The organism is Gemmatimonadaceae bacterium (assembly GCA_019637445.1).
Taxonomy (GTDB): domain Bacteria; phylum Gemmatimonadota; class Gemmatimonadetes; order Gemmatimonadales; family Gemmatimonadaceae; genus Pseudogemmatithrix.
Genome location: JAHBVS010000001.1, coordinates 394989 through 419410, shown reverse-complemented (window position 1 = coordinate 419410; position 24422 = coordinate 394989). Strand labels below are relative to the sequence as shown.

General features: G+C 68.7%; 17 protein-coding genes. 14 read left to right on the top strand and 3 right to left on the bottom strand.

The genetic code is table 11. The features are described from left to right. Positions 1-16 precede the first annotated feature (16 nt). The 3 genes from KF709_01925 to KF709_01915 all read left to right on the top strand — a co-directional run bounded on the left by KF709_01925 (position 17) and on the right by KF709_01915 (position 3689). A complete protein-coding gene (locus KF709_01925; protein ID MBX3173146.1) occupies positions 17-1336 on the top strand; it encodes a hypothetical protein in 1320 nt (439 codons plus the stop codon). A gap of 173 nt (positions 1337-1509) precedes the next feature. Next, positions 1510-2442 (top strand): sulfurtransferase, encoded by a 933-nt coding sequence (locus KF709_01920; protein ID MBX3173145.1) that lies wholly within the window; start codon positions 1510-1512, stop codon positions 2440-2442. Beyond that, positions 2439-3689 (top strand): beta-lactamase family protein, encoded by a 1251-nt coding sequence (locus KF709_01915; protein MBX3173144.1) that lies wholly within the window; start codon positions 2439-2441, stop codon positions 3687-3689. Before KF709_01920 ends, KF709_01915 begins: the two co-directional genes overlap by 4 nt. On the opposite strand, the gene KF709_01910 is transcribed toward KF709_01915, so the two are convergent. Together KF709_01910 and KF709_01905 are read right to left on the bottom strand one after the other, a co-directional pair. Continuing rightward, positions 3675-6251 (bottom strand): zinc-dependent metalloprotease, encoded by a 2577-nt coding sequence (locus KF709_01910; GenBank protein ID MBX3173143.1) that lies wholly within the window; start codon positions 6249-6251, stop codon positions 3675-3677. The genes KF709_01915 and KF709_01910 overlap by 15 nt on opposite strands. 45 nt (positions 6252-6296) lie before the next feature. Then, the gene (locus tag KF709_01905) at positions 6297-7526 is read right to left on the bottom strand and encodes a DNA polymerase IV (protein ID MBX3173142.1); all 1230 of its coding nucleotides are present in this window, start codon (positions 7524-7526) and stop codon (positions 6297-6299) included. Positions 7527-7575: 49 nt separating this feature from the next. Here KF709_01905 and KF709_01900 point away from each other — a divergent pair, with 49 nt between their 5' ends. The 3 genes from KF709_01900 (at position 7576) to KF709_01890 (ending at position 12147) form a co-directional block, all read left to right on the top strand. Next, positions 7576-9630 (top strand): acetoacetate--CoA ligase, encoded by a 2055-nt coding sequence (locus tag KF709_01900; GenBank protein ID MBX3173141.1) that lies wholly within the window; start codon positions 7576-7578, stop codon positions 9628-9630. Between the two features lie 208 nt (positions 9631-9838). Further along, entirely contained in the window at positions 9839-10963 is a 1125-nt protein-coding gene (gene hppD / locus KF709_01895) for a 4-hydroxyphenylpyruvate dioxygenase (protein MBX3173140.1), read from the top strand. Next, complete coding sequence (locus KF709_01890) at positions 10963-12147, top strand: homogentisate 1,2-dioxygenase (GenBank protein ID MBX3173139.1); 1185 nt, start codon at positions 10963-10965, stop codon at positions 12145-12147. The genes hppD and KF709_01890 overlap by 1 nt, the downstream gene beginning before the upstream one ends. Before the next feature lie 10 nt (positions 12148-12157). On the opposite strand, the gene KF709_01885 is transcribed toward KF709_01890, so the two are convergent. Then, positions 12158-12730, bottom strand: a complete 573-nt coding sequence (locus tag KF709_01885; GenBank protein MBX3173138.1) for a hypothetical protein — start codon at positions 12728-12730, stop codon at positions 12158-12160. Between the two features lie 61 nt (positions 12731-12791). Here KF709_01885 and KF709_01880 point away from each other — a divergent pair, with 61 nt between their 5' ends. The 8 genes from KF709_01880 (at position 12792) to KF709_01845 (ending at position 24347) form a co-directional block, all read left to right on the top strand. Then, positions 12792-13415, top strand: a complete 624-nt coding sequence (locus tag KF709_01880; GenBank protein ID MBX3173137.1) for a flavin reductase family protein — start codon at positions 12792-12794, stop codon at positions 13413-13415. A gap of 13 nt (positions 13416-13428) precedes the next feature. Then, positions 13429-13809 (top strand): hypothetical protein, encoded by a 381-nt coding sequence (locus tag KF709_01875; protein MBX3173136.1) that lies wholly within the window; start codon positions 13429-13431, stop codon positions 13807-13809. A gap of 18 nt (positions 13810-13827) precedes the next feature. After that, positions 13828-15747 carry a tetratricopeptide repeat protein gene (locus KF709_01870; protein ID MBX3173135.1) on the top strand — a complete coding sequence of 640 codons (1920 nt, stop codon included), beginning with the start codon at positions 13828-13830 and terminating at the stop codon, positions 15745-15747. A 65-nt stretch (positions 15748-15812) separates the two neighbouring features. Then, complete coding sequence (locus tag KF709_01865) at positions 15813-16766, top strand: alpha/beta fold hydrolase (GenBank protein ID MBX3173134.1); 954 nt, start codon at positions 15813-15815, stop codon at positions 16764-16766. Positions 16767-16881: 115 nt separating this feature from the next. Beyond that, on the top strand, positions 16882-20262 hold the full coding sequence (locus KF709_01860) for a hypothetical protein (protein ID MBX3173133.1): 3381 nt from the start codon (positions 16882-16884) through the stop codon (positions 20260-20262). A 51-nt stretch (positions 20263-20313) separates the two neighbouring features. Further along, a complete protein-coding gene (locus KF709_01855; protein ID MBX3173132.1) occupies positions 20314-20829 on the top strand; it encodes a hypothetical protein in 516 nt (171 codons plus the stop codon). Between the two features lie 78 nt (positions 20830-20907). Continuing rightward, positions 20908-22089 (top strand): aminotransferase class I/II-fold pyridoxal phosphate-dependent enzyme, encoded by a 1182-nt coding sequence (locus tag KF709_01850; GenBank protein ID MBX3173131.1) that lies wholly within the window; start codon positions 20908-20910, stop codon positions 22087-22089. Positions 22090-22208: 119 nt separating this feature from the next. Further along, complete coding sequence (locus tag KF709_01845; protein ID MBX3173130.1) at positions 22209-24347, top strand: S9 family peptidase; 2139 nt, start codon at positions 22209-22211, stop codon at positions 24345-24347. Positions 24348-24422 lie beyond the last annotated feature (75 nt).

The window sequence follows — 24422 nt, the reverse complement described above, 5'->3', positions numbered from 1 at the left end:
CGTGTAGCCTCTACGCATGCATCGTCATCGTAGAGCCATCCGCTGGCGCGTCGGCGCCGGAATCGTCGTTGTGGCGTCACTGCTCGCCGCGGCGGCCGGGCAGCAGCGCGCGACCGACCCGCCATCGCGCGCGTATCTCGCCCTCCTGCCGGATGGCGAGACAAAGCGCGGGTTCATCCGCGACTGCACGGGCTGCCACGTCTTCGATGCCCGCATCGCGTTTCCCGGCGGCGCGCCCCGGAGCATCGAGTCCTGGGAGGAGCGGATTGGGTCGATGCACGCACGATTCGGGCGGGGCTCGGGATTTCCCATCATCGCGGATCCTGCGGAGCCGAAGGCGCTCGCGCGCTGGCTGGCGTCGGCGCTGCGCCAGCCAGCGCGGCCCGTCGCCGAACCGGTCGTGGATTCGCGCGTCCGAGAGTACGAACTCCCCGTGGCCGGAGACCTGCCGCACGACCTGATGCGCGACGCGGACGGACGCATCGTCATCACCGGCATGTTCACGGCGCAGATGTATCTGCTTGATCCGCGCGATGGATCGGTGGAGACGGAAGCCATTCCCGTCCCCAACGCGAACCCGCGCGCGTTGCACATCGATCCCGATGGTGGCTGGTGGGTGCTGCTCGGCGGCCCCGGGATGCTCGCGTACCGCTCGCCCATCGGCACCTGGACCACGCACAACGTCGGGATGTACGCCCACAGCATCGCGCGCGACCGCAGCGGCGTGTGGGTGAACGGGCACTTTACGGGCCACCCGTCGCTCCTGGCGCACGTGGATGCCGCGACCGCCGCGATCCGGCGCGTGGAAGTGCCGAGTGCAACGGCCGAGGGCGTGTCGCCGATTCCGTACGAGCTGCGCACCGCGCCTGACGGCCGGATCTGGATGAGCGAACTCCACGGCAATCGCGTGCTGGTGACTGACCCGGCCACTGGGGAATCGCGGGCCTACGCGATGCCCGTGTCGCACGCTGGGCCGCGTCGCCTCGACGTCGCGGCAGACGGCCGGGTGTGGATTCCACTGTACACGGTTGGTGAGCTCATCGCGCTGGACCCCGCGTCAGGGAACATCGCGCGCTACCCGCTGCCTGATCGAGACGCCTTGCCGTACGTGGCCCGGGTGGATGACGCGCGCAACGCCGTGTGGGTTGGCACCGCTGCCAGCGACGCCCTCTATCGGCTCGACATCGCCAGCGGTGTGTTTGCGACGATTCCGCTGCCATCGCGCGGTGCACTGGTCCGACACCTCGACGTGGACAGCGCGACGGGCGAGGTCTGGGCGGCCTACGGGGCGTCGCCCGGTACGCTCTCGGCGCGCGTTGCGCGGATCCGGCCGTAGGGATCACTTCCGCGACTGTGGCGCGCGTGCGGGGCAGTGCTGCGCGCCTGGGGAGGCGGCTGCGAACGCGGCACCACTCCGGACGCCGGCCACCAACCAGCGAAGACCACGTGTCGTGGGTCCGTAGCATCCGTGAAGGCCACACGAACCCCAACGCGGAGCCGCTTGTGCGGATGCTCATTCCTCTCTTTGCCGTGTTCGCAGCGCTCGGCAGCGCTACCTCGGCGACGCGGCCGCCTGCGCCGCTGCCTGCGGCTGTGCAACCGTCCGTCCCCGCCGTTGTGGGAACGGACTGGTTGGCAGCACACATCACCGATCCGAACATCGTGGTGCTCACAGTCGTGCACGCGGAGGAGGAGTACCGCCGCGGCCACATCGCCGGCTCGCGTTCCGCGCGCTATGAGGACTTCGTGGTCGAGGAGTCCGGGCCGCTGTCGCTGTCGGCAGAGGTGCCATCGCTGGAGGTCGTGGAGGCCGCATTGGAACGCCTCGGCGTGACCGATCGCAGCCACGTCGTGGTCACGGGATCGGCGATGATGGCGGCGCGCGTGTTCTACACGCTGGAGTATGTCGGGCTGCCGCGAGTCTCGATGCTGGACGGCGGACTCACCAAATGGCGCGCCGAGGGCAGGGCAGTGGGCACCGAGGCGCCGACGACCGTCGCACGCGGTGGCGTCACACTGCGCGTGCGCCACGATGTTCACATCGAGGCCGACGAGCTGCGTTCGCTGCTTGGGCGCAAGGGAATCGCACTCTTCGACACTCGGTCACAGGGCGAGTACGACGGCACCGCGGATCGCCGCGGTTCGCCGAGCTTCGGGCACCTGCCGGGCGCGCGTCGCCTGGAATGGCAGGAGACGATGGCGAACCCACGGGAGTTCCACCTCAAGGACCGCGCGACGCTCGAACGGATGTGGGCCGAGCGGATGGCGCCAGGCGACACCGTGATTGCCTACTGTTGGGTGGGGATGCGAGCCAGCGTGACGTATGCAATCTCGCGCGCCCTCGGCTACCCGGTGCGGATGTATGATGGCTCGGATGAAGAGTGGCAGAAGCGAGGCCTGCCGATGACCAAGGACCCTGTGGCGCTGCGGAGCGTGCCGTGAGTCGAGCGATTGTCCTGGCGGCGGTCGCGCTGGCGTGCGGCATCGCAGCGGCGCCACTCGCGGCGCAACGCATTGACCGCGAGAGCGTCGCCTCGAGGCTCCGGGCCTACGTGGAGCACTCGCAGATCCCTGGCGCGTCACTCGCCATCGTGGACCGCGAGGGGCGTGTCACGTCGGTGACCGCGGGGTTCGCGGACACCACGGCGAGGCGTGCGATGCGTTCGCGTGACCGGCTGCTGATGGGCAGCGTCGGCAAGACATATGTGGCTGCGGTGGCGCTGCAACTCGTGCGTGATGGTCGCCTCGACCTCGACGCACGCGTCGCCAGCCTGCTCGGCGGCGAGGGTTGGTTCGACTCGCTGCCCAATGCGTCCACGATGACGCTACGCCAGGTGATGTCGCACAGCTCGGGACTCGTGCGTTACGAGTTCCAGCCGACCTTCCTCGCCGCGCTCACCGGCGACCCAATGCGTGTATGGGATCCCCGCGACCAACTACGCTTCCTGCACGGACGCGCCGCGCCCTTCGCGGCGGGGGCGGGATGGGACTACTCCGACTCGAACTATCTCCTAGTTGCGCTGGCCGTCGAGCGGATCACCGGCGAGCCGATCGACGTGACGATCCAACGGCGCGTGCTGCGGCCACTGCGACTGCGCGAGACGATGCCCTCCGACAGTCCGCGGCTCGCGGGCGTCGTGCAGGGCTACGCGGGGCCCGACAATCCCTTCGGCGGCAGCGACGTGATGCTGCGCAACGGTTCGATGGTCCTCAATCCGCAGTTCGAGGGCGCCGGCGGCGGCTACGCGGCCACCGCAGCGGACGCCGCGCGCTGGGGTGCCGCCTACTTCTCCGGCAGCTACCTCGGCGAGTCGTCGCTGCGCGCGGCAACCACGGGCGTTGCGGCGAGACAGCTCGGACCGGGCACGCGCTACGGCCTAGGAATGATCCTGCGCGACAGTTCGGTCGCCGGGCCTGTGCGCTTCCACTCGGGCTTCTTCCCCGGCTACCAGGCGGAACTGCGTCACTATCCGGAGTTGGGGCTGACCGTGGCCTTGTTGATCAACAGCTCCGTCGTGCGTCCGCGTCCGAGCCTCGGACTCTGGGTGGACTCGCTCGCGGAATCGCTCGGACGCCCGGTGCGCGCCGAGCGACTGGAGCGTTCGCGGGAGCGCGAACGCAGAACGGGGCGGCGCGACACCGTCGCCCCGCCCCGTCCCCTGCGTTTCGTCCGGCTACTTCGGATCTAGCATCTGCTGGATCTGCCAGCGGGCGTCGGCGAGATGCGCGCGCGTGGCGGTGTCGGCGGCTTTGCGCTCCGCCGCCGCCAGCGCGGCGTCGAGCGTCCGCATCTCAAGTCGTAGCAGGCCCTTCACATCCGTGGACGGCCGGGCCGGTGCCACGAACGCCTGACCGTTGGACGCCGTGAACGAGATGCGGGGGGCATTCGAGGGGTTGGCCGCCAGCTTCGCCGCCACCGCCTCGAGGTAGATGCGTTGCAGGCCGCGACGGTACGCATCCACGCGCACCGACCCGGCACCGAGCTCGGTCCAGATGCCGCTACGCATATCGGCGAGGAACTCCGAGAGCGCGTAGGGCCGCACGGTGCCCGGTAGGGCCTCGTACTCGACGAGCCGCGCCATGCGGTCGTCGTTCATCACGTAGCCGAGGATGCTGCGCTGTGCGCGGTTGATGCGCGACACCGCACCTTCCGGCTCGAGGCGCCGCAGGATGGCCGGGTCCAACAGCCAGGTCGGCGTCGCAAAGACGTTCTCCTGAAGGAACTGCACCGCCGCGCGCTGCCGCTCGCGCGGAATCGGCGTGAAGCGCGGGCCTGGCTGCGAGCCGTACTTCTCCTGGCCGTCCGCTCCACCGACGATGGCGGCCACGTGGCGCATCTCATTCAAGTACTGGCCGATGATGCGGTCGTAGCCTTCCTTGGTCTCCTGTACGTCGTCGAGCTGATGCGTCGTCGCGGGGACGAGCATCGGGACGAGCCGCTTGAGATTGCGCAGGCCGAGGCCCGAGCTCTTCACGGCATCGGCATCACCGACGGCCTCGGAGTAGGCGCTGTAGGGCACGGCGCCGAAGTCGTCCGGCACGCCGTAGCGGTGCCAGGGGATGGAATCCTGCGTGCGAGCCAATGCATCAAGCGCGGGACGCTCGTCATCGGCACTGGTCGTGCCGTTGACCTGCATGTAGCCCCACTTGATGGAGAAGTGGTCGTAGGGTCCAATGCCGGGAATCAGCGAGGCCAGCGGGAGGTTGTCCTCCGGCTGCGCCACATAGTTGAAGCGGGCGTAGTCCATGATGGTCGGCGAGTGTCCCATCCGCGCGACCCAGGTGCGCGAGCGCACGGAGTCGGCCGGGTACATCCCCGAGGCCAGCTGGTTGTGCGGCAGGCCGAGCGTGTGGCCGACTTCGTGTGCCACGACGAACTGCACCAGTCGGCCCTGCAGCGAGTCCGGCAACGGCAGGCGTGCAGCGCGCGGATCCAGCGGCCCGACCTGCGTCCAATACCACCAGGTCTGCAGCGTCATGATGTTGTGGTACATCTGGATGTCCGTCTCGAGGATCTCGCCCGAACGGGGATCCGCGATGTGCGGGCCCGAGGCGTTCTCGATCGTGGACGGCAGCCAGCGGATCACGGAGTAGCGCGCGTCCTCCGGCGCCCAGTCGGGATCCTGCTCCTTCGTGGGAGCATCCATCGCAATGATGGCGCGACGGAAGCCCGCGCTCTCGAAGGCCGGCCGCCAGTCCTCGACACCACGCTTGACCCAGGGCTTGAGCCAGTCCGGCGTCGCCGGGTCGATGTACATCACGATCGGCTTCACGGGCTCCGAGACGGCAGCGGAGGGATCCTTCTTCTCCAGGCGCCAGCGGGCGATGAAGGCGCGCTCCTGCGCGCGCTGCTCCGGCCGCGAGTAGTCGATCGTCGTGTAGTGGAAGTAGCCGACGCGCGAGTCGCGCAGGCGCGGCCGCATCGGTACGTCAGGGAGCTTCACCATCGACCAGTGCAGCACGAAGCTCTTGGTGCTCGTGGGCGTGCCCGGCGGCGGGTTCGACGCGGGGAAGCCCGGGAACGGCGAGCTGGGCGTCGGCGTCGCGTTGACCGTGAGCGTCGCTTCGACGTTCACGTTCTCGGGGAAGGTCATCACGCGCTCGAGGAAGCTGCGCGAGGCGTCCACCTGGCCGCGATAACGCCGAATCACGCTGATCTCGTTCGGCGGGCTCGTGTAGAGCCGCGACACGTCGATCACTGCCGCCGAGTCGGGGCCGTAGGCCTCGACGTTGAAGCTCTGCAGGATTGCCGAGTTGTTGGAGCGCGACACGGCGTCAGCGATCGGCGAGTCGGGATCGGCGATGACGTCATAGCTGATGCTGCGCAGCAGGACGCGGTTGCCGCGGCGTTCCCAGCGTACGACGCGCCGATCCAGCGCCTGGCCACCGTACCCGTCGCCTTCGTTGGTGCGGGCGATCTGCGTGACGAGCAGCAGGTCCTTGTCGAACTCGGAGGCGGGAATCTCGAACAGCAGGCGGTTCGCGCCAATCATGTGCGTCTTGAACAGGCCGCTCTTGGTCGTGACGTCTCCGCGCACGACTTGCGCATAGGGCCGCGGGTCGCCGTTCTGCTGGCCGCCCTGGCCACCAGGTGCGCCGCCTTGCGGTGCGCCGCCCTGTGCGGGCGTGGCGCCGGCCGGTCGCGTCGGCGTTGGGGTCGGCGTCGTCGTTGGGGTTGCGCCAGCGGTGGTACAGGACGCAACGCCGAACGCGAGCGCGGCCGAGAGCAGCATCGGTCGAGTGTGTCGCATCGGTCTCAGGGGTGTGGGTGATGGCGGGGGTGTAGGAAGCAGAACTTACGGCGCGCGCCGCATCGGCGTCGAGGCCGCGCGAATGGCGGCATCGCCGAAGCGTTCGCGCACCTTGTCGACCGCGCGGGCAAGCGCACGGTCCTCGACGCGCTCGATCGTGCCGGCGGCCGGCGCGAACAGACCCAGCTGCTCAGCGTCGCGGGCGGGGCCGAGTCCACCGAGCGCCACGCCAACCAGGCGCGAGGGGAAACGCCGGGCGCGGCGAAGGCGGGACAGCAGCGTGGCGGCGACATCACCAATCGCGCGGTCGCTCTCCAGCGGTTCGGGCAGCGTGCGACTGGCGAGCCGCGTGGTGAAGTCGGCATCGCGCAGCTTCACGGTGACGGTACGCGCAGCCAGCCGCTCCGCGCGGAGCTCGCTCGCGGCCTTGGTTGCCAGCGCGCGGAGGTGCGCCACCAACTGCACGTCATCCGACAGATCACGGGCAAAGGTGCTCTCGCGGCTGATCTGGCGATTGGCACCCCTGGGTTCGACCGGCGTCGTGTGGATGCCGCGCACCCGCGCCCACAGCCACTCGGCGGGGCGGCGCCCCAGCCAGCGCGCGAGCGTCGCGCGGTCGTGCGGCAACACGTCCTCCACGCGCATCAGCCCGACGCTGGCGAGCTTGGCCTGCAGCTTGGGCCCGATGCCCGGGATCTCCGCCAGCGCGAGCGTGCACATGAACGCGCCCTCGTCGCCCGCCGGGACGACCTTCACGCCCGTGGCGTCGGTCTTCTGGCGCGGTTTGGCGCGCTCGGCGGCGAGCTTGGCGATCAGCTTGGAACTGCCGCCGCCGATGGAGAGCCACATCCCCGTTTCGCGGTGCACAGTCTGACGGATGCGCGCTGCCGTTTCCTCCAGCGTTTCGTGCGCGTGCAGGGCCTCGGTTCCGGTGAGGTCCAGGTACCACTCATCGATGCTGGCGCGCTCGACCAGCGGCGTGAAGCGATCGAGCACCGCGGAAATCGCCTTGGAAGTGGTCCCGCAGGCGGCGCGGGGCACGGGCACGCAGAGCGCATCCGGACAGAGCCGCAGGGCCTGGCTGATTGGCATTGCCGAGCGCACGCCGAAGGCGCGCGTCTCGTAGGAGGCGGAGCAGACGACGCCGCGCCCGCCCGGTCGGCCGCCGACAATCAGCAGCGGCGCCCGTCCGGCGCCATCGGGATCTGCGGCCCGCGCGACTGCCACGAAGAAGGCATCGGCATCGGCGTGCAGGATCCGGCGGGGCGACGACATGCTGCAAAGCATAGAACGAAACGACGGGCGCGGCTACATTCCCCCCGCGATGACCGCCCTTGACAACGCGCCGCTGTGGGTTCCGCCCCCTGAACGCGCCCGCGACACTGCGATGTCGCGCGTGTTCGCGGAGTTTGCCGCGGCGCTTCCCGGCACGCCGGCAGCGGACGCGAGCTACGCCGCGTGGCAGGCGTGGAGCGTACGGGAGGCGCCCGCGTTCTGGGAGGCGTGGTGGCGCCACTGTGGGATTGTCGCCGATCCGCACCTGCCAGGCGCGACGCATCCCTGGCGCGAGGTGCTGCGCGACGGCGCGACGATGCGCCCACCGCAAGGGGAGGACGGGCCGCATTGGTTCACGGGCGCGCGCCTCAACTTCGCCGAGCACCTGCTGCGCACCCGCGGCGATGGACCCGCGATCATTGCCCGTGACGAGCGTGGGCGTCGGCGCGAACTCTCGTGGGACGCCCTCGACGACGCGGTGGCGCGCGCCTCACGTGCCTTGAGTGCGCTTGGCGTCGAGCCGGGCGACCGCGTGGCTGGGTTCCTACCGAACATTCCTGAGGCCGTCATCGCCGCGCTGGCCGCCAATAGCATCGGCGCCGTGTGGTCGTCGTGCTCTCCGGACTTCGGGGCGCAGGGCGTGCTGGATCGCTTCGGGCAGATCGAACCCACGGTGTTGGTCGCCGCTGACGGATATCACTACGCGGGCAAGTCACTGGACTGTCTTGAGCGTACGCGGGCCATCGCGGAGGCAATTCCCTCCATCCGCGCAGTGGTCGTCGTGCCGTTCCGCAACGAGGAGTTGGACGACGAGGATCTGGCGCAGCTGCTGCCGCCTGGGCGTGGCGAGACGGTTGCCTGGGAGTCGTTCCTGGAACGCGGCGGAGCCGGGGCGCCCGCGTTCCTGCGCCTGCCCTTCGACCATCCGCTCTACGTGATGTACAGCTCGGGCACAACGGGCCTGCCCAAGTGCATGGTGCACGGGCAGGGCGGTACGCTGCTGCAGCACCTCAAGGAGCACCGGCTGCATTGCGACCTGCAGCCGGGCGACCGCCTGTTCTACTTCACGACCTGCGGGTGGATGATGTGGAACTGGCTCGTCTCAGCGCTGGCCAGCGAGGTCACGATCGTCCTCTATGACGGCGCGCCGATGCCGAAAGACGACGACGACGCGCTCTGGGACCTGGTCGCGGCCGAACGTGTCACGCACTTCGGGACCAGCGCCAAGTTCCTGGCGATGTCGCAGAAGGCAGGGCACGCCCCTGCGCGCACCCACGATCTCGACTCGCTGCGCGCCGTGCTGTCGACGGGCAGCCCGCTGGCCGAACACAGCTATGACTTCGTGTACGGCGAGGTGAAGCGGGACCTGCACCTCGCGAGCATTTCGGGCGGCACGGACCTGATCTCCTGCTTCGCGCTCGGCAATCCGATGCTGCCCGTGTACCGCGGCGAGCTGCAGTGTTTTGGGCTGGGGATGGCCGTCGATGTGTGGGACGAGGACGGACAGCCGCTGCGCGGCGCGGCGGGCGAGCTGGTGTGCACACGGCCGTTCCCGAGCATGCCGGTGTCGTTCTGGAACGACGCCGATGGCAGCAAGTATCGCGCGGCGTACTTCGAGCATTTCCCGAACGTGTGGCGACACGGCGATTGGGCCGAGATGACGGCGCACGACGGCCTGGTGATCCACGGCCGTAGCGATGCGACGCTGAATCCCGGGGGCGTGCGCATCGGCACGGCGGAGATCTACCGCGAGGTGGAGCAGCTGCCCGAGGTGCTCGAGAGCGTAGTGGTGGGGCAGGACATCACGACCGATGGCGACAAGGACGTACGTATCGTGCTCTTCGTCCGCCTGCGCGAGGGCTTGACGCTCGACGACACGCTGCGCGATCGGATCAAACACGCCATCCGCGCGCGGACCAGCCCGCACCACGTGCCGAAGGTCGTGGTGCAGGTGGCTGATATCCCCCGCACGGTCAGTGGGAAGATCAGCGAGATCGCCGTGCGGCACGTGATCCACGGGCGGCCCGTGAAGAACACGGACGCGCTGGCGAACCCGGCGGCCTTGGACCTGTATCGCGACCTGCCCGCACTGCGGCTGTCGTAGGGCGGGGCGGCTTCGCGACGCTTGGCGCGACCCTTCTATATTGTAGGAGACCGGCAACCGGAGGCCGTGATGGCACTGTGTACCTGGGAATCGAGCAGCGCGTGGGGCCGTTGGTGGACCAGTGCCCGCACGGGCGCGCGCGGCGCGTGATGCCGACGAAGGCAGCCTCACTTCCGTCCTTCGTCCTTCCACCTTCGTCCTGACGACCATGACCACCGCCACAAAGCCGGCCCCCAGCGCCGCCCACGACACCTTCCCGATCAACGGCACCGATTACATCGAGTTCTGGGTCGGCAACGCCAAGCAGTCGCAGCTCTTCTACCGCGCCGCCTTCGGCTTCAAGCTGGTGGCCTACCGCGGCCCCGAGACGGGCGTGCGTGACCGCGCCAGTTACCTGCTCGAGCAGGATAAGATCCGGCTCATCCTCACGACGCCGATGGGTCCCGAGGGCGAGATTGCCGCACACATCGCCAAGCACGGTGACGGCGTGCGCGACCTGGCCTTCTGGGTGGACGACTGCCGCGACGCCTACGCCAAGGCCCTCGAGCGCGGCGCCAAGAGCGCACAGGAGCCGACGGTGCTCAAGGACGAGCACGGCGAGATTGTCATCGCCGGCATCCGCACCTACGGCGACACCATCCACAGCATCGTCGAGCGGCGGAACTACAAGGGCCTGTTCATGCCCGGCTTCGTCGCCGCGGAGTCGCCGTTCCAGCCGGAGTCAGTCGGACTCAAGTACGTGGACCACTGCGTCGGCAACGTCGAGCTCGGCAAGATGAACCACTGGGTGCAGTTCTACTCCGACGTGCTCGGCTTCTACAACCTGCTCTCCTTCGATGACAAGACCATCAGCACCGAGTACTCGGCCCTGATGTCGAAGGTGATGTCCAACGGGAACGGCCGCATCAAGTTCCCCATCAACGAGCCGGCGCAGGGCAAGAAGAAGTCGCAGATCGAGGAGTACCTGGACTTCTACCGAGGGCCCGGCGTGCAGCACATCGCTGTGGCGACGGACGACATCATCAAGACCGTGCGCGCACTCAAGTCCCGTGGCGTCGAGTTCCTGTCGATCCCGCGCACCTACTACGAGACGGTGCTCGACCGCGTCGGCAAGATCGACGAGGACATCGCGCCGCTGGCCGAGCTGGGCATCCTCGTGGACCGCGACGACGAAGGCTACCTGCTGCAGATCTTCACGAAGCCGGTGCAGGACCGCCCGACGCTGTTCTTCGAGATCATCCAGCGGAAGGGCGCCAAGAGCTTCGGGGCAGGGAACTTCAAGGCGTTGTTCGAGAGCATCGAGCGCGAACAGGAACGCCGGGGCAACCTGTAATGCCCTTCTACCACACGCTGGGCGAGATCCCGCGCAAGCGGCATATCGCGTTCCGCAAGCCGGACGGTGGGCTCTACAACGAGCAGCTCGTGGGCATCGAGGGCTTCACCGGGCCTGCGGCGCTGCTCTACCACCTGTATCCGCCGACCACGGTGAAGGCGGTGCGGCGCCTCCGCGAGACGCCGTACGTGGCGGACGAGGACAAGACGCTACGGCATCGGCACTTCAAGACGGCGCCGATCGCCCGCGGCGGCAGCCCGACGCTGGACCGCACGCCGATCCTGTTCAACGCGGACATCGCGATGCTGTACGCGGCGCCCGACCAGCAGGACGAACATTTCTATCGCAACGCGCAGGGCGACGAGGTGGTGTACGTCGCCGAAGGCGAAGGCACGCTGGAGACGCAGTACGGCGACCTGCCGATCAAGCCTGGTGACTACCTCGTCATCCATCGCCACATCCTGCATCGCTACCGCTTCACCAAGCCGGCCAAGCTGCTGGTGATGGAGAGCCGCGGCCATATCCGGCCGCCGTCGCGCTATCTCAACGCGGTGGGGCAGCACGTCGAGGGCGCGCCCTACAGCGAGCGCGACATCCGCGTGCCGCGCGAGCTCAAGACGCACGATGAAAAGGGCGACTTCAAGCTCATCATCAAGCAGTACGACGGGCTCAATGAATTCGTGCTCGACCACCATCCGTTGGATGTGATCGGCTGGGATGGCCAGTTCTATCCCTGGGCATTCAACATCCACGACTTCGAGCCCATCGTCGGCAAGGTCCACCAGCCGCCGCCGGTGCACCAGACCTTCCAGGGCGACGGCTTCGTGATCTGCTCGTTCTGTCCGCGGCCGTATGACTTCCACCCGGAAGCCATCCCCGCGCCGTACAACCACAGCAACGTGGATTCGGACGAGGTGCTCTTCTATGCCTCGAGCGAGTTCATGAGCCGCAAGGGCATCGAGTACGGGAGCATCACGCACCATCCGGACGGCATTCCCCACGGGCCGCATCCGGGGCGTTACGAGGCCAGCATCGGGCAGACGCACACGAACGAGCTCGCGGTGATGATGGATTCCTTCCGCCCGCTGCGCGTGGCGAAGGCAATCCTGCCCTACGAGGATCCGAAGTACCAGTACAGCTGGCTGGAGACCGGCGGCGAAGGGTTCTCCCCACCGACCTCGTAAGCCGCCTCGCCTAGAACAGCGTCAGGCGTCCGCCAAAGCCGATGTCGGTGCGGTTGATGGCCGTACCCTCGCCGACATCGGCGCCCCGCAGGAAGCGGAACTGAAAGCTGACCGCCAGCCGATCGGTGAAGTTCACGTGCGGGGCGACACCAAAGCCGAACTGCGGGCTGGCATCGGTGAACTCGGTGGTGCCGGTGGTGGCGTAGGTCACCTGGGAGTAGCCGGCGTGCCCGAGGATATCGACGCTGTAGCGCGACGGCCCCGCAGGCTGCCAGCGATAGCCGAGCGAGCCCACGAACGCGAGCCCGCTCTGCACGTTCTCGGCGTTGTCGCCGGAGAGGGAACCCGGGTTCAGGATGTCCAACTGCGCGCGTCCCACGAAGCGACCGCGCAGGGCGATGTCGCCCGCGACCGAGAACGCGCCGCCGGTCTGGCTGTTGCCGTCGTACTCGAGCGTCAGCGCATGCGTGTACAGCAGCATGCCGTGGCCTTCCGCCGTCATCTCGGTCTGGGCCGCTGCGGCCGTCGGCAGGAGCGCCGCCGCCAGGAGAACCATTGTCGTACGCAGCCATCGACGCTGCATCATCCACCTCGGGTTGGTGGGTGCGACGCGCCGCCTCGTGCCGCGCGTTAGTCTTGGCACTATGCACCGCGACCTCGCAGACCTCAAGCCGCACGAACGGCACGCGCTGCTCACGCCGCTGATTGCGCCGCGCCCGATCGCCTTCGTCAGCACGCTCAGCGCGGCCGGCCAGGGCAACCTCGCGCCATTCAGCTTCTTCGCGATGGGGGGGCAGAACCCGCAGGGCCTGGCCTTCTGCCCGACGGCAGACCGCGACGGAAACCCCAAGGACACGCTGCGCAACCTGCGGGAGCACGGGGAGTTCGTCGTCAACATCGTGTCGCGCGAGATGGCCGAGCGGGTGAACCAGGCCTCGGCACCGTATCCGCCGGATGTCGATGAATTCGACATCACGGGCTTCACGCGCCTGCCCTCGACGCGGGTGCGGCCACCGCGGGTAGCCGAGGCACCCGCCGCGCTGGAGTGCCGGGTCGTGCAGCTGGTGCCGCAGGGCAGCGGCCCCCTCCACGGCACTTGGGTGATCGCCGAGGTATTATTCGTGCATATCCGTGACGAGTATCTCGCGGAAGACGGGCGCCCCGACACCGCGCGCATCGAGCCTGCGGCTCGCCTGGGCCGCGATGAGTGGTCGTCCGTCACGTCCGATTCCATTTTCCGTCTCGTGCGGCCCACGCTCGAGCGCTAACGGAGCTTTCGACATGTCGCGTTTCCGCTCGATCGCCGTCCTTGCCGCATTTTCCATCGCGGCCGTTGCCGCCGGCGTCGCCACGCATGATCTCACGGGCCGCTGGACCCTCGCTGTGGTCACCGAGAATGGTACCGGCTACCCGACGGTGGACCTCACACAGACGGGCGACTCGGTGCACGGCACCTACACCTCGAATGCGATGGGCAGCCGGACGCTGCGCGGGACGGTGGAGCGCGATACCCTGCGCTTCGTCCTTTCGTCCTCGATGGGCGGGGAAGGCGTGGTGCTGACGTACATCGCCCGCATCGTCACGCCGGACAGCCTGAACGGCATCGTCGACTTTGGTGGGATGGGCAGCGCGCAGCTCACCGGCCAGCGGGTGCGGCGCTAGGCGCGTCGCGGAGGGTCGGTGACGGGCATCGCCGCCTTCGCGCGCGTCGGCATTGCCGCGGCGCTGGCCTGCGCCTCGGGCCTTGCTGCCCAGTCGCCGTCCCTTGACTCGCTGGAGACGTATCGTCGGCTGGTCGCCACGGCGACTCAGGCTCGCGACTCGGCGCGGCTGGCCGATGCGCACCGCGCGCTGGCCCTCGTGCATTGGCAGGACGACCGCTACGACAGCGCTCTGGTCCACCTGCTGCAGGCAGAGTCCATCCAGGAGGCGCGGCGGGACACGGTGCAGCTCGGCCGTATCTACAACACACTCGGTGCCACCCACTACCAGGCCGGCAACTACGAACCGGCGCTCGCCAACTTCCTGCGGTCGCTGAGCATCCGCCGAGCGATCGGCGACCGGCGCGGCGAGGCCGTGAACCTCACCAACATCGGCAAGACGTACCACGACTGGGGGCAGTATGAGCGTGCCCTGTCCGTGTTGCGTGAGGCAGTCGCGGCCGCGGAGCGCACCGATGATGGCATCGTGCGCGGCTACGGTCTGCACGCGCTCGGGGTCGTCTATCTGGATATGGGAAGTGCGGACAGCGCACGCGCACTGCTTCAGCGTTCGTGGCAGGCGTATCTGTCGCACCAACCGCGCCTGACGCCCGCTGACTCCTCCAGCGCGTGGTCCTTCGTCTCACTGCCGCTGGCGCGTCTGGATGTGCGGCAGGGCAACACCGAAGCCGCGCTCACGCGTCTCCGCGCCGTGCTCACGGCGGCCGAACGCGGTGGTACCTTCCGCGGCCGGATCGAGGCGCAGCTTGGGCTGGGCGCGGCCTACCTGGCCGCAGGCCGCGTGGCAGAGGCACGCAGCGCCTTCACGGCCGCCGCGCGCCTCGGTCGCGACATCAATCAGCGGCCACTCACCGTGGAGGCCCTCGCCGGACTCGCACAGTCGTATGAGGCCTCCGGTGACGCCCGCGCCGCGCTGCGCACGCTGCGGGAGCACAATGCGCTGCGCGATTCGATCTTCGACCGCCGCATTGCGCAGCGCATCGCGGGGATGGAACTGGAGGCGCAGGCGGAGCGCCAGCGCCGCGAGTACGGGGCACTGGTTGAACAGGACCGCACGCAGCGCGCGGTCATCGCGCGACAGCGCATCATTGTGGTGCTCGCGGCCGCCCTGGTGTTGCTCGGTGGCGTGCTCGCCCTGGTGCTGTGGCGGTTCAATCGACAGGGCGTGGAGCGCGAGCGCCTGCTGGCCGCGACGAACGGCGAATTGCGGCAGGCGAACCAGGACCTTACGGCGGCGATGGCCGAGGTGCGTACGCTGTCGGGGTTCATCCCGATCTGCGCGCACTGCAAGCGGGTGCGGGACGACCAAGGCTATTGGAACGCCGTCGAACACTACATCTCGAGCCACACGGAGGCGGTCTTCAGCCACGCCATCTGCTCCACCTGCGGTCCCGAGCTCTACGGTGCAGATTGGGAGCCGAGCGTTTCGGCTCCCGAACCCTCGGACCGGCCCGCATCCCAAACCTCGGAGACCCACGTGCAGGAGCGCGAATCGCGTCGCAGTGCAGGATTCACGATGGTCGAACTGTTGGTGGTCATCATCGTTCTTGGCGTGTTGGCGGCAATCGCGATCTCCAAATTCGCAGGCTCCAAGGAGCGCGCCTACGTCGTAACGATGCGCGGCGACCTGCGGAACCTCGTCACCGCTCAGACGGCGTATCAGTCGGATCAGGATCCGCCGATGTTCGCGGCATCGTTGGCAGATCTCGGAGCTGCCTTCCGCGGTTCCGCCGGTGTCACCCTGACGCTGGGCGACGCGGGAGATAGCACGTGGAGCGCCGTCGCCACACACGCCGGAACCACGCGTCGCTGCGCCATCTATGTGGGCCTCGATCCCGTCGCACCCGCGACCCTTCGGGGCCAGGTCGGTTGCGACTGACAGGTCGCGGCTACCTGCGCCGGGTCCTTCGCGGGCCCCGCGCCGCGGTTTCCGAGGCCCTCCTCGTGGCAGCATCGTGCGCGACCGTCGCGCAGCCTGTCGTCGCGCAGGGCCGTGCGGTGGCGGCCGACTTCCGTGTGGCCTCCCCGCTCGGCCACCAACTCGCCGTCGTCGTCGAGCGTCCGGCGCACATCACCCCAGCAGCGGTCGTCGTGCTCATCGCTGGCGCCGGACCGAACGATCGCGACGGCTACACGGCGCGCGGGCCGGGCGGAGACAACCACGCGTTTCGAGACATCGTCGCGCGGCTCACCGCGTCCGGCTTTGCGGTCGCGCGCTTCGACGAAGTCGGCACCGGTCGCTCCACGGGTGACTATGCCGTGCAAGCCACCACCGCCAGCTTGGCGACTGACGTCGCGGCAATTGTGGCGTCGATTGCCGCGCTCCCAGACTTTGCCGCGCGTCCAGTCATCCTGCTCGGACACAGCGAAGGCGGGGCCATCGCCGCCCGGGTGGCGGCGACCGAACCGCGCGTGGCCGGGGTTATTGCCCTGGCCGCGCCCGCATGGAACGGCCGACGCATCATGGGCTACCAGGTGCGCCTTGCCGCCGAGCGTGAACGACAGGCCGTCTCGTACACGAGCGCGGACCTGATCGAGGCGCGGATGCTGCGCGACCTGCGGGACCGGCTCGAGCACGAGGCCTGGTATCCGTTCTTCCTCGACTACGATCCGCTGCCGTCGTTCCGCGAGATCCGCGTGCCCGTGTTGCTGCTGCAGGGCGAGCGCGACGACGCCGTGCTCTTCGAGCAGTCGTACGAACTCGCGGAGGCGATGCGTGGTGCGGGGAACGCGGCGGTGACGCTGCAGCTGTTCCCGGGGCTCAGCCACGACTTCGCGGACCCGGCGGACGCGCGGCGTCGGCAAGGGACGGCGCCGATCGCCGAACCGGTGCTCGCGGCGATCGAGCGCTGGCTCGGCGGCCTGCGAGACGCGAGCGCTCCCCCAGCGACGCGATGAAGAAGCGCTGGCGGCGCTGACCGTCCCGCGCGGAGCACACAGCGGCTGACGCCCGTCGCGCGTACATTTGGCGCCCGACACCGCTTGGCTCACCCCTTAGGCTGGAGAACCCGCCGTGATTCGCACCGCCCTTGGTGGCGCCCTTGTCCTGGCCCTCGTCGCGCCCGGCGCGCTGGCGCAGGGACGCGCGGCGCCCGCCGATCCCTTCGATGCGTTGCACTTCCGCTCCATCGGCCCTGCCACGATGTCCGGCCGCATCGCCGACGTTGCGGTCTATGAGAAGGACCCGGCCATCTGGTTTGTCGCCACGGCTCACGGCGGCGTGTGGAAGACGACCTCGAATGGCGTGACCTGGACGCCGATGCTGCAGCACGAAGGCCTACTGTCCTTCGGCGATGTGACGGTCTCGCAGCAGGATCCAAACCTCGTCTGGGCGGGCGGCGGCGAGTCAAACAACCGGCAATCCACGAGCTGGGGCGGCGGCGTGTGGAAGTCCACCGACGGCGGTGCGACGTGGACGCATATGGGCCTGCGGGATTCGCGGCATATCCATCGCATCGTCATCGATCCGCGGGACAACAATGTCGTGCACGTGGCGGCCACCGGTGCGCTCTTCGGGCCGGGCGGCGAGCGCGGTGTCTACCGCACGACCGACGGTGGCGCGACCTGGTCGCGCGTGCTCGCTGGCGATGAGGACACGGGTGCGAACGACATCGTGCAGTCGCAACAGAATCCCGATGTGCTGTTCGCGTCGCTGTACCAGCGTCGGCGCTCGGCCTGCTGCATGAACGGAGGCGGCGAAGGCAGCGCGCTCTACAAGTCGGCGGATCGCGGCCTCACCTGGACCAAGGTCGGCGGTGGCTACCCGACGGGTCTGCTCGGCCGCATCGCAGTGGACGTCTCGCGCAGCGACGGCAACGTCGTGTACTCGTTGGTCGAGGGGCCCACGGTGGCACAGGGGCCCGGGCAGGCTGGGGCGCAGGCCGCGCAGGCGGCGGAGGAGGGCGAGGAGCGCGAGATGCAGGGCGCGGCGCGTGGACCGCAGGGCCTCTGGCGCTCGAACGACGCTGGCGCGACCTGGACCAAGGTCAACGGCGTCAACCCACGTCCGATGTACTTCTCCAAGGTGCTCGTGGATCCGACGACGCCGGAGACGGTCTACTACGGCGGCGTCGGCCTGCACATGACCGTGGATGGTGGCAAGTCGGTGGAGACCGACGCCGCACTGGCCACGCACGACGACATCCACGCGCTGTGGGTGAACCCGTCGAATCCGCGGCACGTGATCATCGGCAACGATGGCGGCCTTGCCGCCTCCTACGACCAGGCACGCAGTTGGCAGTTCATCCCCAACCTGCCCGTCGGCCTGTTCTACCACGTCAGCTTCGACATGAGCGTGCCGTTCAACGTCTGCGGCGGCATGCAGGACAACTACAACTGGTGCGGCCCCTCGCGCTCGCGCTTCACCCGCGGCATCCAGAACCACGACTGGTTCCAGATCCTCGGCGGCGACGGCTTCCACGCCATTCCCGACCGCAGCGACGCGCGGATCGTGTACACCGAGTCGCAGAACGGCAACATGATCCGGCGCAACGTCGTGACCGGTGAGTCGAAGAGCATCCGGCCGACGCCGCTCAACGTGACGCCGGCCCCGGATTCGGGCGAGTCCTTCCGCTTCCAGTGGGATGCGCCGATGATGCTCTCGTCGCACGACCCTGGGCTGTTGATTGTGGCGGCCAACCGCGTGTTCACCTCACGCGACCGCGGCGACTCCTGGGCGATGATCTCGCCCGACCTGACGACGAATGCGAGCCGCGACAGCATCCGCACCATGGGAGTGCTCGGCAAGGACATCGAGATCGCCCGGCACGACGGCGTGTCGATGTGGCCGGCCATCGTGACGCTGGGCGAGTCGCCGGCGCAGGCAGGCGTCCTCTGGACCGGCAGCGATGACGGCCTCGTGCAGGTCACGCGCGATGGCGGAAAGACCTGGACGAACGTCACGGGCAACATTCCCGGCTTGCCGGCGATGGCCTACATCGGTGATGTGGTGCCCTCGGCTGCGGCGGCCGGCCGGGCCTATGTGGTCGTGCCGAACTACCGGCAGAACGACTACCGCCCATACCTGTGGGTGACCGAGGACTTCGGCGCGACTTTCACGCGCCTGCAGGAGGGATTGAGCGGCCAGGTGCTGCGCACGCTGACCGAGGACCCCAAGAACCCGGACGTGCTGTACCTCGGGACGGAGACTGGGCTCTTCGTCTCACTCGACCGCGGCAAGCAGTGGAAGCGGCTGGGCAAGAACCTGCCCACGGTCCGGGTGGACGAGATTGCCGTGCACCCGCGCGACAATGCGATGCTGGTGGCTTCGCACGGCCGCGCCATCTGGGTTCTCGACGATCTGGCACCGATCCAGGAGTTTGCCGCGGCGCAGGCCGCGACGACCGTCGCCACGCTGTTCACGCCGGCGCCGGCGCTGGAGTGGAAGTACAAGGACGACCGCAACGATGAGTTCTGGGGCCACCAGTGGTTCTCCGGTGAGAATCCGCCGGCGGATGCGGTGCTGCAGTACCATCTGGGTGCCGACATCGACTCGCTCAGCCTGCGCATTCTGCAGGGCCGGCGAGTCGTCCGTGAGCTGAGCGTGCCCGCGTCCAAGCGTCGTGCGGGCATTCAGACCGTATGCTGGGACATGCGACTCGCGCCGGTCGCCGGTGGTGGCGGCGGTGGAGGGTTCGGCGGTGGCTTCGGAGGCGGACAAAACGCCGCGCGCCCCATTGACGGCGTACGCGCACCGATTCCCGACCCGGGCTACATGGCCCGCAACATCTGTGCGACGCAGGGGGGCGGTGGCGGCGGAGGTGGGTTCGGCGGCGGGGCGAACGCTGGCCCCTACGTCGCACCGGGGACCTACACCGTCGCGCTGGTCTCCAAGGGCAAGGTGATCGACAGCAAGCCACTCGTGATCGTGATGGATCCCGAGGTGCGACTCACCGGCAAGGAGCGGCAGGCGTACGACCGCCTGGCGTCGGACCTGCACGAGAAGCACGTGGCGGCCGCTGCCGTGGTGGCTCGCCTCAACACCCTACGGATGCAGATCGCGCAGGTGGATGCCAAGATCGACAGTGTCACGGGCGTCTCGCGCGGTGACCGCCAGCGCTATGACGCTGTGAAGCAGGACTACGAGTCGCTGCGCGCGAGCTTCGGACTCCCGATTCCCGGTGTCGCCGCAGGTGGCGGTGGCGGTGGTGGAGGCGGAGGCGGCGGAGGCTTCGGTGGTGGGTTTGGCAATCCCGCGAACGTCTACGCGCGGTTCACCGGGCTCAAGTCCGGCGTCGTGAATCTTTGGGAGACGCCCAGCGCTGCTACGGTGGCCCAGCTGCGCGCCGCCGAGCGGGCCTTGGACCGCGCGCTGCGCGATGCCAACGGGTTGTTGGACCGCGCCGTGCGGGCGGGGCGCGGACTGCGCGGGCAAGGGCTCACGTTGAATCCCTGACATCGGCGTGGGCTCGTGACGGTGGCGCGGGACGGCGGGTAGCTTGGAACAGTGCCCATCCGTCCCGCGTCCCGTTTGCTGCTTCCGCTGGTCGTGGCGTCCGTCGCCTGCGCGGATGCGGCCGTCGGCGTGCCCGGACGCGTGCGGCTTGAGACGAACTCCCCGGACTACCACGCCGAGCCCGGCGAGATCATCGGCGGGTCCCAGCAGTATGTCATCGAGATGGTCGTCGGCGTGACGAACGACACCGGGCGCCCGATCGAACTGCAGAGCTGCGCCGACGTGGGCAACACGCCGCGCCTCGCGGTCTCAATGGCCGCCATCGCCAACGACTGGGCGTCAGCCTACGAGAACATCTCCGGCTGCGAGAATCCCTCGCACCTGCCGCTGGCGGTGGGGGAGAGCCGCGTGGACCGCATCGAGCTGATCGGGCCGCGCACCTTCGACTCCTCCACCGGCGATCCGCTGGGCAACCTCGAGGGCTGGATGCGGTTGGCCTACTACGCCGACGGGCTGGTCATCTGGTCGAACGCGTTCGAGGTGAGGCTGCGGCCCGTGGGCGAGTAGGGCTGCGCGCCGCGTCAGAACGCTCGGCCGTGTAGCTTCAGGGGACTCGCTGCTTGCCCCTTCCTCCGCCCGAGACACGTGCGCACCACCGCCCGCTTCGACAGCCTCCCCGTCTATCTCCTCGCCACGATCCCGCAGAAGAAGCGCGACCTGATCGCGCGCGGCGTGGATGTCATCGACCTTGGCGCCGGCGATGCCGACCTGCCGGCCCCGCCCGCCGCCGTGGACGCTCTGGTGAAGGCCGTGCAGGACCCGGCGATGGGGCGCTATGGCTTTGGGCTTGGCCTTCTGCGTTATCGCGAGGCCATCAGCGCGTGGATGGAGAAGCGCTTCGGCCACACGTTCGACCCGCTGAAGGAGGTCGTGCCGCTCATCGGGTCCAAGGAAGGCATCGCCCACTTCTGCCTCGCGACGCTGCAGAAGGGCGATGTCGCCATCATCCCCGATCCCGGTTACCTGGCCTATCTGGGCGGCACGCTGCTCAGCGAGGCCGAGCCGTATCTCTATCCGATCACGCCGCGCACGAACTTCCTCGTGGAGCTCGACGACGTGCCGGCCGACGTGCTCAAGCGCACGAAGCTGCTCTTCCTGAACTATCCGAACAATCCCACGGCCGCCATCGCGCCGATGGAGTACCTGACGCGCACGGTGCAGCGCTGCCGCGAGCTCGGCATCACGCTGGTCTACGACAACGCCTACTCGGAGATGACCTTCGACGGCTACGTGGCGCCAAGCATCTTCGATGTGCCGGGCGCGCGCGAGGTCGCGATCGAGTTCCATTCGCTGTCGAAGACCTACAACATGACCGGCTGGCGCTGCGGCTGGGCCTGCGGCAATCCCACGTTGGTCGGCGCCCTGGCCAAGACCAAGAGCTTCCTCGACACGGGCCAGTTCATGGCGGTGCAGGCCGCGGGCGTGGCCGCGCTGGAGTCGCACGCAGACTGGGTGCCGGGCAACATCGAGGTCTTCCGTGAGCGTCGCGATGCCGCGGTCGAGGCTTTCCGCGCCAATGGGTTCCCGATCGCGGAGAGCCCAAAGGCGTCGATGTACCTCTGGGCACCGCTGCCCGGCGGAATTCCGTCGCTGGCCTTCCACGAGCGGCTGATGGAATCGGAGGGCGTGATCGTGCTTGCCGGCTCGTCGCTTGGCGCGGGCGGGGAGGGGTTCTTCCGCGTGTCGTTCATCACCAGTCCCGCGCGCATCGCGGAGGCGGCGGTGCGTGCGGGCCGCGTGCTGCGTGGCTTCCAGTCTTCAGGCTGAGCCAGCGAGCGGAATCCGAAACGCGTAGTTTGGCCGGTGCCGCCGCGAGGTGGCGCCGGCCTTTTTCGTGCTGAGCGGGTTTTCGTGCCCAGCGTCCTGAACTCCAGCCCTGAACTCCGATGCGTTCCTGCCGCGCCCTGATCGCCCTTCTCTTCGTCGCGCCGGCGCTGCTCCCCGCCCAGCGCGCCATGCAGCCCAACGACTGGCACCGCGTCACGACGGTGTCGCAGCCGGCGATGTCCCCCGATGGACGCCACGTCGCGATGACCGTGACGACGGTGAACGAGCGCGAGAACAAACGTCACTCGGAGATCTGGGTGGTGGCAACGGCCGGCGGTGATCCCGTGCGCTACACCGCGCCGGCGTTCGAGAGCAGCAACCCGCGCTTTTCGCCGGACGGCAAGTATCTCTTCTTCTCCTCGCAGCGGCCGGGCGGCAGCGGCAACACCTGGGCCATCCGGATGGACGCGCCCTCGGGCGAGGCGACGCAGGTGGCGGATTGGCCCAACGGGTCGTGGACACGCGACGGCAAGTTCGCGGTCTTCGTCGCCGTGGGCGCGGCGGACACGGCCGCCGCACCGGCGCGCGGTGACCGCGCGGCCGATCCCTACGCCCGGATGGAGTCGATGGCGCGCCCACCCTTCGACGCCATCACGAAGCCGGTCGATCCCGCGCGCTTCGATGGCCGGCATATCACCGCGATGCGCTACAAGGGCAACGGGATTGGCTTCATCCCAAGCCCGCGCGCGGAACCGCGGTCGCGGCCGGGACAGCTCTACACCCAGGCGCCGGGCGCCAAGCGCGTGCAGGTGACCAACACCGCCTACTCGCACCGTAGTCCCGTTGTGTCGCCGGACGGGCGATTCATCGCCTTCGTCGCGGACGCGGACCTGCGTGCGGACAGCGTGGTGGCCGCCCTCAACGATTCCCTGGCGCTGCTGCCGTATGACGCCGCGCGGGACGAGGCGCCGCGCAACGACGCCGACATCTATGTGATCCCCGTGGCCGGTGGGACGCCGCGCAAGGTCGCGACGCTGATGGGCACGGAGGGCGATCTCGCCTGGTCGCCGGACGGCCGGCAGCTGGCGTTCATCCATCGGGAAGCACGCACCTCGCAGGCGCGGCTCGCCGTGATCAATGTGTCGGGCGGCACGCCGACCACGCTCACACCCGACTGGCGCTACGAGCCGCAGGGCATCGAATGGCTGCCGGGCGGCGAGCTCGCGATGTGGGCGGACATCGGCGGCAGCAGCGCGATGTACCTGGTGAATCCGCGTTCGCGCCAGATGCGGGCGGTGATCGACGGGCGCCGCAAGGTGCGCAACTTCAGCTTCGACGCCCAGGGCCGGCAGGTGGCGTTCATCTCCACCAGCGTGAACAAGCCGACCGAACTGCACATCGCCGGCGCGGACGGCCGCGGCGAGCGCGTGCTGACCAAGTTCAACGAGCAGGTGAACCGCGAGGTCGCGTGGAGCGACGCCGAGCGCATCGTGTATCCGTCGGTGGGCGGACTGGAGATCGAGGGCTGGCTGATGAAGCCCTTCGGCTACGAGGCCGGCAGGAAGTACCCGCTGGTGCTCTACATCCACGGCGGTCCGCACAGCCAGTACGGCGAGCAGTGGTTCGACGAGACGCAGAATCTCGCCGCCGCCGGCTTCATGGTGCTGTACACGAATCCGCGCGGCTCAAGCGGGTACGGCGCCGACTTCACGTATAGCACGCGCGGTCGCTGGTTCGCCGAGGACTACGAGGACCTGATGCGCGGGGTGGATCTCGTGGCGCGCCGCGCCGACGTGGATTCCACCAAGATGGGCGTCACCGGTGGTTCCTACGGCGGCGTGATGACCGCCTGGGTCACGGTGAAGACGAACCGTTTCAAGGCCGCACAGGCAGATCGCATGATCTCCAATTGGTGGTCTTGGTACGGGACCTCCGACGTCCAGGGTCTGACCGAGTTCGAGTTCTTCGGCCGGCCCTGGGACAACCCGGCGATGTATGACTCGCTCTCGCCGATCCGCGAAGTGCGCAAGGTGACCACGCCGACGTTCATCCTGCAGAGCGAGGAGGACCACCGCACGCCGATGACGGACGCCGAGCAGTGGTTCATGGCGCTCAAGAAGCAGGGAACGCCTGCTGAGTTCGTGCGCTACCCGCGCAGTACGCACGACCTCTCGCGCACGGGCGAGCCCTGGCTGCTCGTGGACCGGCTCGGACGGCTGCGCGACTGGTTCGGCTACTGGTTGCAGGACAAGCGGTAAGACGCCGAGAGACCAAGCAAAGGCGGGGCCCGGAGAACTCCGGGCCCCGCCTTGCTTGTGTCACGTCCCGCGTCT

Coding starts and splice junctions, on each gene's coding strand:
- KF709_01925 (MBX3173146.1), top strand. CDS start 17: ATGCATCGTCATCGTAGAGCCATCCGCTGGCGCGTCGGCGCCGGAATC.
- KF709_01920 (MBX3173145.1), top strand. CDS start 1,510: ATGCTCATTCCTCTCTTTGCCGTGTTCGCAGCGCTCGGCAGCGCTACC.
- KF709_01910 (MBX3173143.1), bottom strand. CDS start 6,251: ATGCGACACACTCGACCGATGCTGCTCTCGGCCGCGCTCGCGTTCGGC.
- KF709_01905 (MBX3173142.1), bottom strand. CDS start 7,526: ATGTCGTCGCCCCGCCGGATCCTGCACGCCGATGCCGATGCCTTCTTC.
- KF709_01900 (MBX3173141.1), top strand. CDS start 7,576: ATGACCGCCCTTGACAACGCGCCGCTGTGGGTTCCGCCCCCTGAACGC.
- hppD (MBX3173140.1), top strand. CDS start 9,839: ATGACCACCGCCACAAAGCCGGCCCCCAGCGCCGCCCACGACACCTTC.
- KF709_01890 (MBX3173139.1), top strand. CDS start 10,963: ATGCCCTTCTACCACACGCTGGGCGAGATCCCGCGCAAGCGGCATATC.
- KF709_01885 (MBX3173138.1), bottom strand. CDS start 12,730: ATGCAGCGTCGATGGCTGCGTACGACAATGGTTCTCCTGGCGGCGGCG.
- KF709_01880 (MBX3173137.1), top strand. CDS start 12,792: ATGCACCGCGACCTCGCAGACCTCAAGCCGCACGAACGGCACGCGCTG.
- KF709_01875 (MBX3173136.1), top strand. CDS start 13,429: ATGTCGCGTTTCCGCTCGATCGCCGTCCTTGCCGCATTTTCCATCGCG.
- KF709_01845 (MBX3173130.1), top strand. CDS start 22,209: ATGCGTTCCTGCCGCGCCCTGATCGCCCTTCTCTTCGTCGCGCCGGCG.